This window comes from Riemerella anatipestifer (genome assembly GCF_035666175.1).
GTDB lineage: Bacteria > Bacteroidota > Bacteroidia > Flavobacteriales > Weeksellaceae > Riemerella > Riemerella anatipestifer_D.
In genome coordinates this window covers 1,081,850-1,097,122 of record NZ_CP142016.1, presented here as the reverse complement: position 1 = coordinate 1,097,122, position 15,273 = coordinate 1,081,850, and the positions used below count along the sequence as shown (strand labels likewise).

The window sequence follows — 15,273 nt, the reverse complement described above, 5'->3', positions numbered from 1 at the left end:
ATTATAACGCCTCCCTTAATAATTAAGGGAGGCGTTTTTTTATGTAAAATAGATTGTCAATAAAAAAATAGTTTTATATTCGTAGCATAACAATAAAAAGTAAAAAGCTATGAAAAGAAATCTATTAAAAACAGCAATTGCATTTTGTGTGGTAGGGGCTGGCTTGGGTTCTCTCTATGGACAAGAGGGCTATAAAGCTCCATTAGCCGAGAGTGTGAGTCCTGTTACGATGGCGGATGATGCCGAGTTGGATAATATGGTGTTTCCGACTTCGGAATGGCAGACTTTTGCCGATGTGTCTTGGTATTCAGATGCGGTGAACGAGTTTACCTTAACCACCGAGGCGCAACTCGCTGATCTGTCCAAATTGGTGAAGGAAGGCAACAGTTTTTCGGGAAAAACCATTAGTCTTGGGAACGATTTGGACTTGGGCGAACACCTTTGGACAGCGATTGGCTACACTTACAGAACGCCGTTTTTTGGTAATTTTGACGGGAAGCATCACACCATTAAAAATCTAAAAGTGTACCGAGGGGATAATGGGGATTTCCTGGGATTGTTCGGCTACTATGCTTCGGGGAATTTAAAAGACTTGACGATTGACGGAGGTATGGTCAGAGGGAAGGACACGGCGGGAGTGCTGGTAGGGAATTTCACCTCGGGGGCTACAATGAGCAACTGCCATATCAAGAACGGAAAACTGTTGGGCGTTTACGACCCTAATTATACCACGAGTGCCTTTAATGTGGGGCTATTGTGCGGTTCGGTAACTTCTTCCAGCGTGGTGGATTATTGTTCGGCAGAAGGCGTGATTAAAGGCTTCCAGCAGGTGGGAGGCTTGGTAGGCTCGCCTTGGAACAAAGCCGTGATAAAAAACTCTTATTTCAAAGGAAAAGTGATAGGTGCTTATTTCGTGGGCGGTTTAGTAGGGTTCAGTACCTTTGCCTTCAGTCCTAATTCCGAGGTTTTAATAGAGGATTGCTATGCGATGGCGGAAGTGATGGGGGCTGAACACGTGGGCGGTTTTTACGGCGGTTTGCAGGTAGGGAAAATTAAAAATTCGTATTCTGTGAGTACCGTTGATGGCGCTTCGGGAACGGTAGGGGGATTTGTGGGAAGTATCGGAGGCGGAGGCATTCTTGAAAATGCTCATTTTAACAAGACCGTGGCTCCGATGTCGGGGTATGGCGATGCTCCAGCTCCGGGAGTGGGCCTTATGGGGCATACCACCGAAGCGATGAAAGTGCAGTCGTTCTTAGATTTACTGAATAATAACCGAACACCTGAAAAATGGAAATTCGAGAGCGGTGTAAATGAGGGGTATCCCGTGATTTACGATGCGGCAACGATGGGCGTTTCCGAAATTAAGAAACCCGACCAAGTTTCCATCTATCCAACGGTGGCGAAGGATAAGCTGTACCTGTCGGATAAGGCTCAAACCTACACTTACCAAGTGCTTGATGTTACGGGGAGAGTGCTAAAAAGTGGCAAAACCAACGCTTCCGTAGAGGTGGGCGACTTGAACCGAGGCGTGTACTTGCTGAAACTGGAAAACGGACAAGGCTACACGGTGCATAAGTTTATGAAAGATTAGTTTTATTTGTTTAGACTAAAGCCTCCCTATCTAAGGGGGGCTTTTTTTAGGATAAAAAATAAAAATTTTGGGGTTGGGGAACTGCCGCCCCATCTTGGGGAATATTTTTTTTAGCTAAAGAATAGATTTTGTTTTATAGGAAAAGGCTTCCCCATTGTTGAAAATAAGCTCCCCAAGATAGGGGGACGGTTTTTTAAGTTGGGGGAAGGTTGCCCCAAAGAGGGGAGGGTTTTCCCCGAGTTATTTAATGAAAATTTCATTTTGATAGGTGGAAAATAATATTAAATTTGTATCAGCAGACCCTAACTATTGATAAGTTTCAAAAAGTGAAGTTTGGAGTATTAACTTAAAACCGTTTCATTATGCCAAAAAAAGGACTTGCAGAAGTAATACACGCTGCAGAGCTTATGTTGAGCGGGCTAAAAGCCCATCAGTCGGAGTTGTCGTCAAGAGGATTAGATGCCGCTTTCATAAAGACGATGGAAGATTTGATGAAAAACTTGGTACAGGCAAACAATCTCCAAGAGAAATTGAAAGCCGACTTAAAAACGCAAACCGCCAAAGTAGAAGAGCTGATGAGTAACCTGCAGAAAACGGCTTCCGAAGCCAAGAAGAGGGTAAAATTAGATGTCCAAAGCTCCCAATGGAAAGCGTTTGGAATTGAGGACAAACGCTAACGATGAGAATGGTAAAGCCGCCAATAGAGGGCGGCTTTATTTTGTTAAGGTATTATTTGAAATTTAAGAAATAAATTAAATATGATTTTTATCATATAAAAATTTTTGTTTTTGAAAAATTCATTTATATTTGTGATATGTTAAACCAATAAATTATTATGTTATGAAAAAATTATTTTTTGTGGCTACATTGTTGGTCGCTGGTGTAATGAGTGCAAAAGTAGGTACTCCTAACAGAAAATGCATTAAAGATGATGCGAGAAAAAGTATTGAGTATCTACCAATAAAAAAGTTAGGAGGAGTGGAAAAGGTAAATATACCTTCTTTTATAACGGCAGGAGCTTGTTCGAATTGGATTACAGTGGACACTTCTTGTGGAGCACGATATTATTTGTGTTCGGATCACTATGAGAATATGGAAGAATTAATGGACGATGTAGATTATTTTGATGATGCGAAGTGTAATTAAATTTTGTGTTATTTTTTTTGGGCTGTTGATGGTTAATATTGCTTACAGTCAAGTTACGGCTTCTGGTAACTTAAATTTTTCGCCGGAACCGTTTGTACAGAAAGAAATTGACCGTGTGCGGTATCAGGTCTTTTATGAACTGAAATTTTTGCCTAATGCAGACCAACCATCGTCTTTTAGGGAAGCCGTAACGATTTTGCAGATAGGGGATAATTTCGTAAAGTTTGCAGATGCTAATACCTATAAATCAGATTCGCTTAGGAATGAGTTTCAGTATCTAAAATCTATAAGAACTAAGGAGTTTAACCAACTTTTGGCACTTAGGTCAAAGTTTCCTTATACGATTTACTCCAATCCGAAAGAGAATGTCTATACGCTTAATAATAGGCTGTCTCATGCTTATACTTATACGGCTTCTATCCCAAAGTTAGAGTGGAAAATAACTTCTACGGCTAAAAAAATAGGCGATTATTTGGCCGTAAAAGCAACCACTCGCTATTCGGGCAGAAATTATGAGGCTTGGTTTACCCAAGAAATTCCGTTTTCTTACGGACCTTATTTGTTTCAAGGTTTGCTGGGTCTGATTTTGGAGATTAGAGATACCGCAAATCATTATGCCTTTACTATGTTTAAAATTGAGAAATTGGATACTGTGATGACCAAAGGAAGCGGGAAAGAGGTGCTTGAGGTTACGCGTGAGAAATACAAAAAGCTGGAGTGGGTGTATCACGAAAATCCTGGACAATTCATTGATGGAACGGCTTATGATGCAGGAGGAAACCCCATCAATTTTAGGAAGAAACCTCGCCCGTACAATCCCATAGAGTTGGAGTAAAACTACAAGCTATAATGGTTGGAAAGATAAAGCCGCCAATAGAGGGCGGCTTTATTTTGTTAAGGTATTGTTTGAAATTTATATAAATAACTTAAATGTGATTTTTATCATATAAAAATTTTTGTATTTGAAAAAAATATTTATATTTGTAGTGTATTAAACAACTAAATTTTTATGTTATGAAAAGATTATTTTTTGTGGCTACATTATTGGTAGCTGGTATTGTAAGTGCAAAGGAGGGTAATATTCCATCTAAGGATTTAAAGAACGAGATCTCAAATCATCAGTTTGAGAATGAAATTTCTAACAATGTTAATAAGAAAGTGCTTGGTATTTTTGACTTTAATGAAAAAAGCAATGCTGTTGCTCATTCAAAGTGTTATGTTGAGGATAAAAGTGGTAACTTACATGAGGTTAAATGTCCAAAAATAATTATACTTAGATAAAAATTATTGGGCATGTATAATATATGCCCAATTTTATGTTTTAATTTTATTCTAAAATTTATGAAACTACGTTGTGTTTTGTTGTTTCTTTATTTCTCTTTCTCCTTTTCGGCTCAGGAGTTGATGGTGTATTATAATGTGAGTTTTAAATTGGATTCTCTGCAAGAACATTTCAATAAGGAAGAAGCCGTATTGGATATATCTAAAAATGAGGTGAAATTTTATTCCACAGAGTATCTAAAAGCGGACTCTATCCAAAAGCAAACGAATAAAGTCAATTTTGCTTATCCCAAATTAGAATATAAAGTTAAAAGGGCTCTTAATACTTCTGAAAATACAGAGTATGTTACGGTTTATATGGATTATTATGCGTTATCGTCTAACGATACCCAAAATTGGACGATACTAGATGAGACCAAAACCGTTAACGGTATTGTATTGAGAAAAGCCGTAACCCGATTTGGTAAAAGAGATTGGGAGGCTTGGTTTTCGGATAAATACCCAGTTTTAGAGGGACCATATAAATTTAGAGGGTTGCCTGGGCTTATCTTTGAATTACGAGATACAAAGGATAATTTTATATTTTCCGTTAATCGGATTGTGCCTAAAAAAGAAAAGGTAGAAACCGATAATTTTTTAGAAACCAATTATGGCAAAAAAGCATTTCCTATTAAATTGGGTGTTTATCAGAAATTAAAGTTAGATGATTATCATAATCCGTTAAAGGGTCAAGAAAACTTGATAGTAATGGGTAAAGATGGTAAACCAGCAAAAATTGATAAAAGAGAACAAATCTTAAAATATCAAAATCATCTAAGAAAATATAATAATCCGATAGACTTAAATTTAGCGGTTACTTACCCTGATAATAAATAACAACTCGTTGTGCATTTTAAATAATACTGATTTTTAGATGATTTAATTTTCTTTGGAAGATAAATTTATTGATATATTGAATAACCGTTGCGGCGGTTATTTTACTGATTATCCTTGTTTTAAAGCCTTCAAAAGTTTTAGCATAGTTTCTTTTAATCATAAATTGGTCGCAAAGTTGAGAGAAAAATGTCTCAATTCGTTTTCGCTTTTTCTTGTACAATGAAAATTGAGGAATATAATCTTTCTGATTACTTCTCATTGGTGTATCTAATTTAATATTAGCATAGTTAAATAAATCTATTTGAACTTTTGCTGATAAATAGCCTCTATCTCCAATTAAAGTACAGTTTCGCATTTGCTCACCACTATCTTTTAAATAGTGGATGTCGTGAACGGATGCAGGGCTTATATCAAAATTCTTAATCACACCATTTAAAGAACATACTGCGTGTAGTTTATAGCCATAGAAATATAATTTCTGTGAAGCACAATAACCATATGTTGGTGAAGAATAGGATTGCTCTTTACAAATTTTTGAACGAGTAGAACGAGCGTTTTCACAAACTTTCATTGGCATGCTATCAACGATAAAAATATCTTCAAACTCATTGAACTCCATCGAAATACGCTGTCTAATTTGCTCTGTTTGTAGGGATAGTCTTCGTTTTCGCTTATTGTAAACACTTCTTTCAATTTTGTTTATCAGAGAGTTTGGCAATTTTCTAAATAACTGTAATTCGCTATCAATACTCAAGTATTCAGCAGTAATATTAAGACTTATGACTTCTAAATCGCTCATTTTAGGTGTTCTTCTCTGATAACTAATCAGTTGATTTTCTGAAAAAAGTCCTAAAACTTCCAAAATTCTTTCATATATTTGCTCTATGTTGTTCATTTATATCGTTTTATAGCAAAAACAATATACTGATTTTCAGTCTAATAAACAACTCTTGTTTTTTTCATTTCATAATGCACAACGGGTAATAACATTGTTATTGTATACAAATTCCTTCTATTTATATAGGAGGAATTTTTTGTATTAAGAAAAAACACTTACTTTTCATTTTTGTTTAGTGATAGAATAATCTGTTTAGTTGAGATGAAAATTGTTGTTAAAATAGGTTGTATATTGTTATTTTGCCTTTCTTGTAATGTGTTTGCTCAATCATTTTTGGCAAAATATCGGGTGGTTTTCGTTAGGGATACTGTAAGTTTCAATCCGTTAGAGGAAGTAATGGATTTGCAAATTGTGGGAGAGCAGTCTGTTTTTAGGAGCACTGTAAAATCATTGTCGGACTCTCTTTCTAAAAAGGAGATTAGGAATGCTTTAAGCACCGTAAAAGATGGGCAGGTAGTGCTAGATATTACAAATGTCCCAAAACCCAAATTAAGACAAGAAGTTATTCGGCAGAGAGATGAAGTGTTGGTGTATGATAGGATTTTTACAGATGATTTTTACTTCCCATTAACGGATAAGGTCGTTTGGAACATAACTAATGAGAAGGAAGTTATCAATTCTTATCGGTGTATAAAGGCGGTATCTCATTATAGAGGTAGAGATTATGAGGCTTGGTTTACAGAAGAGATACCCATTTCAGAAGGTCCTTATATATTTAAAGGTTTGCCAGGATTGGTAGTTAAGGTTTATGACAAGAAGAAATATTACACTTACGAACTTACCTATTTTGCTAAGAAAGATAAGTTGGAACTTGCTAAACCCAGTTCTAACGCCGCTAAGGTGAATATGGAACAATTTTCGCAAATGAGAAAAGTTCTGCCAGAAACCATAATCCAAAGATTTGAACAGAGGTTGAATAAACCTTTGCCAGAGGAAAGGAGAAAGTTGGTTAGGCAGAATGCTTTGAAAGATAACAATCATATATTCTAAACGGATAAATAATAAGTTAAATAGGTGATACTTCTCTTTTACTTAGGGTAGGAGAGAAGTATTTTCGTTTGTAGTTTAAAAAAAATAAAATCTACAATATTCAAAAAATGTTTATCTTCGTGGGTATGAATAAAATACTGATGTTTCTGCTATTAGGGCAGATGATTTTTGGGCAGAATATAAAAAGTATTCAATTATTTAACCCTAAAACTAACGATGGTACACCTGTCATCAATATTGGGGAGCAGTTGGTTTTAAGGTTTGATGATTTGTCGGGAGGGAGTTCAATCTATCGCTATACGCTGAAGCATTATGATAGGAATTGGCAGGAAGATGGTCTATTTTTTACCGAGTATGCCAGTGGTGATTTGAATGGGATTATCAACAACTTTCAATACTCTTTTAATACTTTACAAAGATATACGCATTACGAGCTAGTATTTCCTAATGAGCAGATAAAGCCTAAGATTTCGGGGAATTTTGAAATTGTAATTTACAAAGATTCTCCCTCTAAGCCTTTGTTTAAAAGGAGGTTTTGTGTGGTTGAAAATAAGGCTTCTTTAGCACTTAATCTTAGCCGATTTTCGGATAGCAAAAGGCAAGAGCTTAATCAAAGGGTAGAGGTAAAGGCTATGGGAGACCAAACTTTGCTTAATAATGTTAATTCTGTTTCCTTGAATGTAATTCAAAATAATAATTGGGAAATTGGAATTTACAATCAGAAGCCTAGCAGTACTTTGGGTAGTGGGCTAATGTTTCAGCAACTGAATTTAGCTTTTGAAGGGAATAACGAATTTTATTACTTTGATAATAAGAATATAGGTAGAGCCTTTGATATGGTAGCAGGGGCTGAAACGGTGGAAGATACTAATTATACTTACTTGCATCCTGTTTGGGCGTATCCACTCAATTATCAGTATCAGCCAGATGTTAATGGAGCATTTTATTTCAGAAGAAATGATTTAGGTTTGGAAAGAGATGCTCATAGAGAAGCGGATTATTCTTGGGTATATTTTTATTTAGATTCGGAGCCGATACAGGGTAAAATTTATGTATTGGGACAGTTTAATGATTATACTGCTAACGAGGAAAGCCAAATGTACTATGATGAAAATAGGCATCAGTATGTAGCAAAAATTTATCTGAAGCAAGGCTTCTACAACTATATTTTAGCAACTCAAAAAGAGGGAGAAACGCTAAACTATGGAGAAATAAATGGTAATTTTTGGCAAACCGAAAATCTTTATCAGGCGTTCTTGTATTACAAACCTTTCGGAGCTAACTATGATGGACTTTTAGGCTATGGAGAGCTAAGAGTTCCTGTTCAGTAGAAAAGGTATTACACAAATTTTGTAGGGTCTGGATAGCGGTAGCTATAAGGGATTTCTATTTCGGAAAGGTGAGAAGAAATAATTCTCCCAAATGTTTTTTGTGGGATTGTTGGGATTGGCTTTCCTGTTTGTTGGTTTATGACTTCTTGCTTGGTAGGGTGTAGAGGAGCCACAATATTGTACGTTTTTGAGATTAAATTTCGGATTAACATTTTCTCTATAACAAGGCAAACATCTTTATAATGAATATGATTAACCACTTGATTTAGGTTGGTTATCTTATAGTTACTTAGCATTCGGTTGCCGCCCATAAGTCCACCCAATCGTAAAATATTTAGATGTGGAAAATTAGATTTCATTTGCTTTTCAATGGATAGAATATGCTGGTCTAAATCAGCATTGTTTAGTGTGTTTTCGTTGATGATTCCTTCAATTTGAGGATAAATACCAATAGAACTCATTAAAAAAATAGGCTTCTTAAATCCGAAAATAAAGCGATTGATATTATGAAACTTCGTTTTAAGAAGGTGTAAATCTGTGCGTTTTGAAAACGGAACCGTAATAATAATAGCATCTAATTTTGAGAGAATTTCCCAAGGAGTATCAATGGGATTATCAAAATTGATGATACTCGTTTGGCAACTTTTGTTTTTTAGTAAGTTTGCTTTACTTTCGGAAGTATTAGTAGTGTGGATAGAGTAGGCAGGAGCAAAATGCTCTACCAAATGTTCGCCTAGCCAACCGCAGCCTATAATGCCGAGATGTTTCATAACTAAATGATATAAAAAGCCCCACACATTATCAAGTAGGTGTGGGGAATATTTTAGCTTAGATAGAAATTCTTTAATTCTTCTTCACAAAGTGTTTTAATGACTTCTATCCAGCGGTCTTCATCATTAAGACAAGAGATGTAATGGAATTGCTCTCCTCCTGCGTGCAAAAATTCTTCCTTGCCCTCTTCGGATATTTCTTCTAAGGTTTCTAAACAGTCCGATACAAAGGCAGGGCAACAGATAGCCAATTTTTTAACTCCTTTTTTAGGGAGATTTTCTAAAGTTTCGTCTGTGTAAGGCTCAATCCACTTGTCTTTTCCTAAACGAGATTGAAAGGAAACTATGGTTTTCTCTTTTGGTAAATTAAGCTGTTCAATTACCAATTCTGTGGTTTTAAAACATTGATGACGGTAGCAAAACGAATGACTAGGGTTGCTCTCACGAGAGCAACAATCATTAAGGTTGCATGTTTTGGTAGGGTCTGTTTTGTAGATGTGTCTTTCGGGTACACCATGGTAAGAAAACTGTAAAGCATCAAAATCTTGAGGCAATTTTTCTCGGATACTATCAGCTAAACATTTAATGTAAATATCTCGGTTATAGAAAGGTTGAATATAATTAACTCTCACATTAGGGAAGTGTTTTTTTCTTACCTCTTCTGCCTTTTCTACCACGGTTTCTGTGGTACTCATAGCGTATTGCGGATACAATGGAAACAGAACAATATCCGTAACGCCTTGTTCTATGAGCTTTCTCATACCGCTTTCTATGCTAGGTTGGGCGTACCTCATACCTATTTCCACAGGGATATCTACTAATTTTTGTAGTTTGGTTTTTATTTTTTCTGTGATTACGATAAGGGGAGAGCCTTCTGGAGTCCACACCGTTTCGTAAGCTGCTGCGGACTTTGGAGGTCTAGTTTTGAGAATAATACCTCTTACCAATAATGCACGGAAAAACCAACGATAATCGATGACCTTTTCGTCCATCAAAAATTCGTCTAGATATTCTTTAACATCAGACACCTTGGTGGATTTGGGCGAACCTAGATTAACTAATAATATCCCTTTTTTTGACATAGTTTTGTTTTAGCGTGATTAAATTTTAGCCGTTTACAGCCTCCACTTTTTCTACCAAATCGGGCAGAAATTGTTTTAGTACATTCTCTATACCGCCTTTCAGGGTAGCTGTAGAACTTGGGCAGCCGCTACAAGCACCTTGTAGTAACATTTTGGCAGTTTTGGTGCTTTCATCATACTCCATCAGAGAGATTTTTCCACCATCGTTTTCTACTGCAGGTGCTACATATTCGTTTAGTACATCACTTATTTTCTGCTCTGTATCAGTATATTCTCTGTTAATGATTTTCTCTACTGGATTTTCGTGTTTTTGGGGTTCTTTCTGGGAAACCTCACCACCATTTTGGAGATATTCAGCAATAAAAGCTCTGGTAACCACCATCACTTCGTGCCACTGTACAGAATCATCTTTGGTAACCGCAACAAAGTTATCCGAAATAAAGACCTCTTGAGCAAAACTAAATTCTTTGAAAATAGCTTGAGCTAAAGGTACTTCTGTAGCTTCTTCACGAGATTTAACCTCTACGAAACCATCTAATAACAGTCTTGAGGCTACAAATTTCATCACCGAAGGGTTGGGCGTCATTTCGGCGTAAATTTGATATACTTCTTTCCTTTGTTGGCGATAAATTCTAGGGTTAGCAAGAAGTTCGTCTTCGATAACATTTTTAAGGCTTTGTACTACATGCTCCCATTCTACGGTATCTTGCTTGGCAACAGCAATAAAATTAGCCGTAATGAATATCTTATCCACAAAAGGATAATTAAAAAGCTCTTGGGCTAGTGGTATCTCCGAAATATCCGAGTTTCTATCGAGTTCCAGCGAGCCTGGGATTAAGTTGTAATCCGCAACGAACTTCATTACTCTAGGATTTTCTGTGGCTTCTATGATGATTTGTCGCATTTTTAAATTAAATTTGGAACTGCAAAAATACGGAAACCAAATTAGACGATAGAATACTAGGTTTAGTTTTTTTCAATGATTGCAATTTATGGAAAGATACCAATTTTAATAGATTAAAATAAAACCGAAAATATGGCACTTATAAGACCTCTTTTAGGGAAAACTCCACAGATAGGAGAAAATACTTTTTTAGCAGAAACCGCTACTATTATAGGCGATGTAACTATGGGGGCGGAATGCAGTGTTTGGTATAATGCCGTTATTCGTGGAGATGTGCATTATATCAAAATGGGGAACAGGGTTAATGTTCAGGACAATGCTATGCTACATTGCACTTACGAAAAATATCCACTTGTTATAGGCAACAATGTATCTATTGGGCATAATGCCATTGTGCACGGTTGTACCTTGCACGACAATGTACTTATAGGTATGGGGGCTATTGTGATGGATAACTGCGTGGTGGAGTCTAACTCTATTGTAGGAGCAGGTTCTGTGGTTACACAAGGCACACATATTAAATCTGGTGAGGTATGGGGCGGAATTCCTGCTAGAAAAATTAAAGATATGTCCGCTGAACTTTTAGAAGGTGAAGTAAATAGAATTGCCAACAGCTATGTAAAATACTCTAGTTGGTATAAAGCTGATGAGTAAAAATAAACCTACCTTAGAAACGGAGCGACTAGTGCTTGATGATATTATTAGAGATGATCTTGATAGAATAGTTATGCTTCTTAATCAGACAGAGGATTTTTCTAAAAATACGTCAAATATAGCTTATCCATATGAAAAACATCACGCTGAGTTTTTCTATGAAATAGCCAATAATAATGATAACAATAGCTATATTTTTGCAATAAGAGAAAAAGAAACAAGACTAATGATAGGAGCAATAGGTATTCATAATGTAGATGCTCATAATAAAGGAGAAATTGGTTATTGGATCGGTTGTGATTATTGGAATAAAGATTACGCTAAAGAGGCACTGGCTCGTGTTATTTCGTTTGCATTTAATGATTTAAAACTAAATAAATTATATGCTTCTCACTTTTCTCATAATCTTGCATCGGGTAAGGTGATGGAGTCGTGTGGTATGCAGTTTGAGGGTGTTCTAAAACAAGAAGTCTTAAAACAAGGGATTTATTTAGATTTGTATAGATACGGCATATTAAATTCTCACAAAATTTAATCCTCCAAAAATTTGTACTTTTGGGGAATGAATAGCGAGGTCTTTCAACTCATAGAGCATACCAACAGAAATATATTCCTTACAGGTAAGGCAGGAACTGGTAAAACCACTTTCCTTAATTATTTTGTGAAGAATACCAAGAAAAGCCATATTGTGGTTGCTCCTACGGGGATAGCGGCTATCAATGCAGGTGGGGTTACCATTCACTCGATGTTTGGGCTTCCGTTGAGACCTTTTTTTCCTACTACCGAAAGGATAGACAGTCATCTAGGAAACAATATACCAGACCTTGTAAAACACTTTAAATACCGAAGTTCTAAACTAAAACTACTTAGAGAGGTTGAAATCATTATTATAGATGAGGTTTCAATGCTACGAGCCGATGTTTTGGATATGATGGATTTTTCCCTTAGGCATATTCGTAGAAATGGGTTGCCGTTTGGTGGAGTTCAGATGCTTTTTATTGGAGATCTGTACCAGTTGCCACCGGTGGTAAGAGATGAACATAGCCTACAAAGTTATTATACCTCACCGTTTTTCTTTAGTGCTCACGCTCTTAGTGGGATAGATTTAGTAACGGTAGAACTTACCAAGGTTTACCGTCAGCAGGACGAAACTTTCCTTAATATCCTCAATGAGATAAGGGAAGGCAATCTTGGCGAGGATAATTATGAAAAACTCAACTCAAGATATATCAGCGATTTTGACCCTAAAGATGAGACTTATGTTTATTTAACCTCCCACAATCGTATGGCGGACAGCATCAATAAGGAGCGATTGGAGGCTTTGGGAGGGCGGTCTTATTTTTATAGAGCGGAAGTACGAGATGATTTTAATGAACACCAATATCCCAATGAGGAAATTCTAGAACTGAAAGTAGGGGCTCAAGTGATGTTTATTAGGAATGATGCTAGTCCAGAGAAGCGTTATTTTAATGGTAAATTGGCAGAGGTTACAGCATTAGACCAAGACGAAATCAGAGTGACTATAGACGGCGAAGACGAAGAGTTTACTATAAAACATGAGCTTTGGGAACAAAAACGCTACTTCCTAGATAAAGACAAAAACATTAGGGAGGAAGTGTTGGGCAGTTTTAAACAATACCCTATCCGTTTGGCGTGGGCGGTTACCATACATAAAAGTCAAGGGCTTACTTTTGATAGGTTGATTGTAGATGCGGGGCAGTCCTTTGCATCGGGGCAGGTATATGTGGCCTTGTCTAGGTGTCGTACTTTGGAGGGCATTGTTCTTAAATCTCAAATATCCAAAACGGTTATTTTTAATGACCAAAGGGTTGCCGAGTTTCAAAAAGAAACCAATGCTAACGACCGCATCAGCGAAATTATAAAATCAGAAAAGCACGATTATAGCGTAGGCAAGGTACTTAGACGGATTGATTGTAATTGGTTTACTAAGGCTTTGGAGGAGTGGTATAATCAGGCTTTGGTTACTAGGGATTTAGATAAGAATAAAGCGAAGAAAATTTATCTATCAGTAAAACCTCAAATAGAAAATTGGGTAAAGATATTTGAGAAACTAGAACGAGTGTTAAAGCAAAAAACGCAAAAGTTCATCAAAGGAGAGGAGCAATGGGACGAAATAGAAGCTAAAGCCAAAGGAGCGGTTAATTATTTTTTTACTCAAACTTTGGAGCATTTTTTCACTCCATTTAAAGATTTTTATGCTGAAACCAAAGGTGTTAAAGGGCTTAAAACTTACAACGCTGAAATCAAACTATTGCTAGACGATTTAGAAGATTATCTTAATGATTTAAAATCGGTATTCTTGATAGATACGCCTCTTTTTGACGAAACTAATGAGAAGAGCATTACTACAGAGATTAAAAAAGTGCCTACCCATGTACTGACCTATCAACTATTTGAAGACGGTAAAACTATTGGCGAAATTGCGAAGGAAAGAGGTTTGGTAATATCTACAGTTTATGGACATTTAGCGAAATTTGCAGAGCAAGGGCTATTAGATTTGTCCAGATTGATAAGTGCTGAAAAAATAAAAACCTTTGAAGAAACCTTTAAACAAGCACCACAAGGCACTCTCTCCGAATGGAAAAAAGTCCTCCCAGATGATTTTGAATATCACGAAATAAGACTGCTAGACAATCATTATCGCTATTTGGAACACAAAGAGGAAGACTAAGTCGCGGAACTTTACCCCAAAATTTAAAGTTGAAAATCTGCGGTTTTCAGTTGTTTAATCACTTGTTTTAGTTCTGGAAAGTTTGGCATTTCGTCCCATTGTTCGGAGAATTGGTAGAGGTTGTCTATGCCTTGATGAAGACTTTCTATAAAATGAGCCTTTCTTTGTATTAGTCCTCTAAAGCCATAAGCTCCCAAAACTTGCATAAATCTAATGAGTTGTATTACTTCTACCCCATTTTTAAGTTGGGTTTGAGTTTCTTTGTCGGTATATAGATTGAAATAAAAATCTAGCATTTCTTGTCTAAAGTCTTCAGGGAAGTTGGCTTTTGCTTGGTAAAGCATAGAAATAACATCATAAATTAGAGGTCCTTCCATTGCGGACTGGTAATCTATGAAAAACACCTTATCCGATGCGTTTACCATAATGTTTCTAGATTGAAAATCCCTTATCATTAGTCCACGAGGCTCTATGCGTTCTATACGCTTTACAATTTCTTTAAACTCTTTGAGAAGGGTAGATTTATGGTAATGAAGTTCTAAAGTATCTACCAAAAAGTTTTTGAAATAATATAAATCGTGGGTGATGGGCAAATCGTCATAGACTTCGTATTCAAAAGTTTTGGAGTAGTCTATTTGGTTGAGAGTGCTTTGCTGAAAATGATACAGAGCCGCTAGGGTTTCTTTTACCAAAAATTTCACTCTGTCGCTTAGTCCTTCTTTACTGATGATTTCCGATAAAGTATGGTCGCCTAAGTGAGTTTGGATATAAGTCGTCCTATCTTCGGAGATTTTGAGAAGCTGGGGTGTGTTCAGTTTTAAATCAAAAAATAAAGAAGAAAAATAAAAGAACGCTTCATTTTCTCTTAAGTTTTCGTTGTAGGTGATGATGTACTTTTCTCCCGTATGGCTTATGCCTACATAGTTTACCCGAGCGGAACCACTAGCAGGTAAGGCTTCAAAATGTTGGGCAGGATTGCCAAGATAGGTTTCAAAGAATTGTTTTACCGATTGAAAACTCATAAAGTATTATTTTTTGATTTAATGGAATTAAAA

The 15,273-nt window shown here is 36.3% G+C and carries 16 protein-coding genes; 11 read left to right on the top strand and 5 right to left on the bottom strand.

Annotated elements, in window-relative coordinates; genetic code table 11:
- Window positions 1–109 precede the first annotated feature (109 nt).
- From VIX88_RS05470 to VIX88_RS05445, 6 genes are all read left to right on the top strand, one after another.
- Window positions 110–1,594: a GLUG motif-containing protein gene (locus VIX88_RS05470; RefSeq protein ID WP_081276938.1), complete on the top strand. Its 1,485-nt coding sequence runs from the start codon at window positions 110–112 to the stop codon at window positions 1,592–1,594.
- Window positions 1,595–1,956: 362 nt separating this feature from the next.
- The gene (locus VIX88_RS05465) at window positions 1,957–2,271 is read left to right on the top strand and encodes a hypothetical protein (protein WP_004916459.1); all 315 of its coding nucleotides are present in this window, start codon (window positions 1,957–1,959) and stop codon (window positions 2,269–2,271) included.
- 163 nt (window positions 2,272–2,434) lie between these two features.
- Window positions 2,435–2,740: a hypothetical protein gene (locus VIX88_RS05460; RefSeq protein WP_310503734.1), complete on the top strand. Its 306-nt coding sequence runs from the start codon at window positions 2,435–2,437 to the stop codon at window positions 2,738–2,740.
- A gap of 28 nt (window positions 2,741–2,768) precedes the next feature.
- Window positions 2,769–3,575 carry a GLPGLI family protein gene (locus VIX88_RS05455; RefSeq protein WP_237190446.1) on the top strand — a complete coding sequence of 269 codons (807 nt, stop codon included), beginning with the start codon at window positions 2,769–2,771 and terminating at the stop codon, window positions 3,573–3,575.
- 179 nt (window positions 3,576–3,754) lie between these two features.
- On the top strand, window positions 3,755–4,021 hold the full coding sequence (locus tag VIX88_RS05450; RefSeq protein WP_214194130.1) for a hypothetical protein: 267 nt from the start codon (window positions 3,755–3,757) through the stop codon (window positions 4,019–4,021).
- A gap of 60 nt (window positions 4,022–4,081) precedes the next feature.
- On the top strand, window positions 4,082–4,897 hold the full coding sequence (locus VIX88_RS05445) for a GLPGLI family protein (RefSeq protein WP_214194128.1): 816 nt from the start codon (window positions 4,082–4,084) through the stop codon (window positions 4,895–4,897).
- A gap of 16 nt (window positions 4,898–4,913) precedes the next feature.
- Here VIX88_RS05445 and VIX88_RS05440 read toward each other — a convergent pair whose 3' ends face one another.
- Complete coding sequence (locus VIX88_RS05440; protein WP_127919811.1) at window positions 4,914–5,792, bottom strand: IS982-like element ISRa1 family transposase; 879 nt, start codon at window positions 5,790–5,792, stop codon at window positions 4,914–4,916.
- A 276-nt stretch (window positions 5,793–6,068) separates the two neighbouring features.
- Between VIX88_RS05440 and VIX88_RS05435 the strand changes: the two genes are divergently transcribed.
- Together VIX88_RS05435 and VIX88_RS05430 are read left to right on the top strand one after the other, a co-directional pair.
- Entirely contained in the window at window positions 6,069–6,785 is a 717-nt protein-coding gene (locus tag VIX88_RS05435; RefSeq protein ID WP_237190425.1) for a GLPGLI family protein, read from the top strand.
- A 107-nt stretch (window positions 6,786–6,892) separates the two neighbouring features.
- On the top strand, window positions 6,893–8,116 hold the full coding sequence (locus VIX88_RS05430) for a DUF5103 domain-containing protein (protein WP_214194124.1): 1,224 nt from the start codon (window positions 6,893–6,895) through the stop codon (window positions 8,114–8,116).
- 8 nt (window positions 8,117–8,124) lie between these two features.
- Here VIX88_RS05430 and VIX88_RS05425 read toward each other — a convergent pair whose 3' ends face one another.
- The 3 genes from VIX88_RS05425 to VIX88_RS05415 are packed head-to-tail and all read right to left on the bottom strand — an operon-like array spanning window position 8,125 to window position 10,872.
- Window positions 8,125–8,886, bottom strand: a complete 762-nt coding sequence (locus tag VIX88_RS05425) for an epimerase (protein WP_064970453.1) — start codon at window positions 8,884–8,886, stop codon at window positions 8,125–8,127.
- A 53-nt stretch (window positions 8,887–8,939) separates the two neighbouring features.
- A complete protein-coding gene (gene hemH / locus VIX88_RS05420; protein WP_064970454.1) occupies window positions 8,940–9,968 on the bottom strand; it encodes a ferrochelatase in 1,029 nt (342 codons plus the stop codon).
- A 25-nt stretch (window positions 9,969–9,993) separates the two neighbouring features.
- Window positions 9,994–10,872, bottom strand: coding sequence for a NifU family protein (locus VIX88_RS05415; protein WP_064970455.1), 879 nt, complete (start codon window positions 10,870–10,872; stop codon window positions 9,994–9,996).
- Window positions 10,873–11,004: 132 nt separating this feature from the next.
- Between VIX88_RS05415 and VIX88_RS05410 the strand changes: the two genes are divergently transcribed.
- From VIX88_RS05410 to VIX88_RS05400, 3 genes are all read left to right on the top strand, one after another.
- Window positions 11,005–11,526: a gamma carbonic anhydrase family protein gene (locus VIX88_RS05410; RefSeq protein WP_064970456.1), complete on the top strand. Its 522-nt coding sequence runs from the start codon at window positions 11,005–11,007 to the stop codon at window positions 11,524–11,526.
- A gap of 73 nt (window positions 11,527–11,599) precedes the next feature.
- Window positions 11,600–12,061, top strand: a complete 462-nt coding sequence (locus tag VIX88_RS05405; protein WP_253066373.1) for a GNAT family N-acetyltransferase — start codon at window positions 11,600–11,602, stop codon at window positions 12,059–12,061.
- A gap of 27 nt (window positions 12,062–12,088) precedes the next feature.
- Window positions 12,089–14,218: a helix-turn-helix domain-containing protein gene (locus tag VIX88_RS05400; RefSeq protein ID WP_064970458.1), complete on the top strand. Its 2,130-nt coding sequence runs from the start codon at window positions 12,089–12,091 to the stop codon at window positions 14,216–14,218.
- Window positions 14,219–14,241: 23 nt separating this feature from the next.
- On the opposite strand, the gene VIX88_RS05395 is transcribed toward VIX88_RS05400, so the two are convergent.
- On the bottom strand, window positions 14,242–15,240 hold the full coding sequence (locus VIX88_RS05395) for an aminoglycoside phosphotransferase family protein (protein ID WP_004916511.1): 999 nt from the start codon (window positions 15,238–15,240) through the stop codon (window positions 14,242–14,244).
- Window positions 15,241–15,273 lie beyond the last annotated feature (33 nt).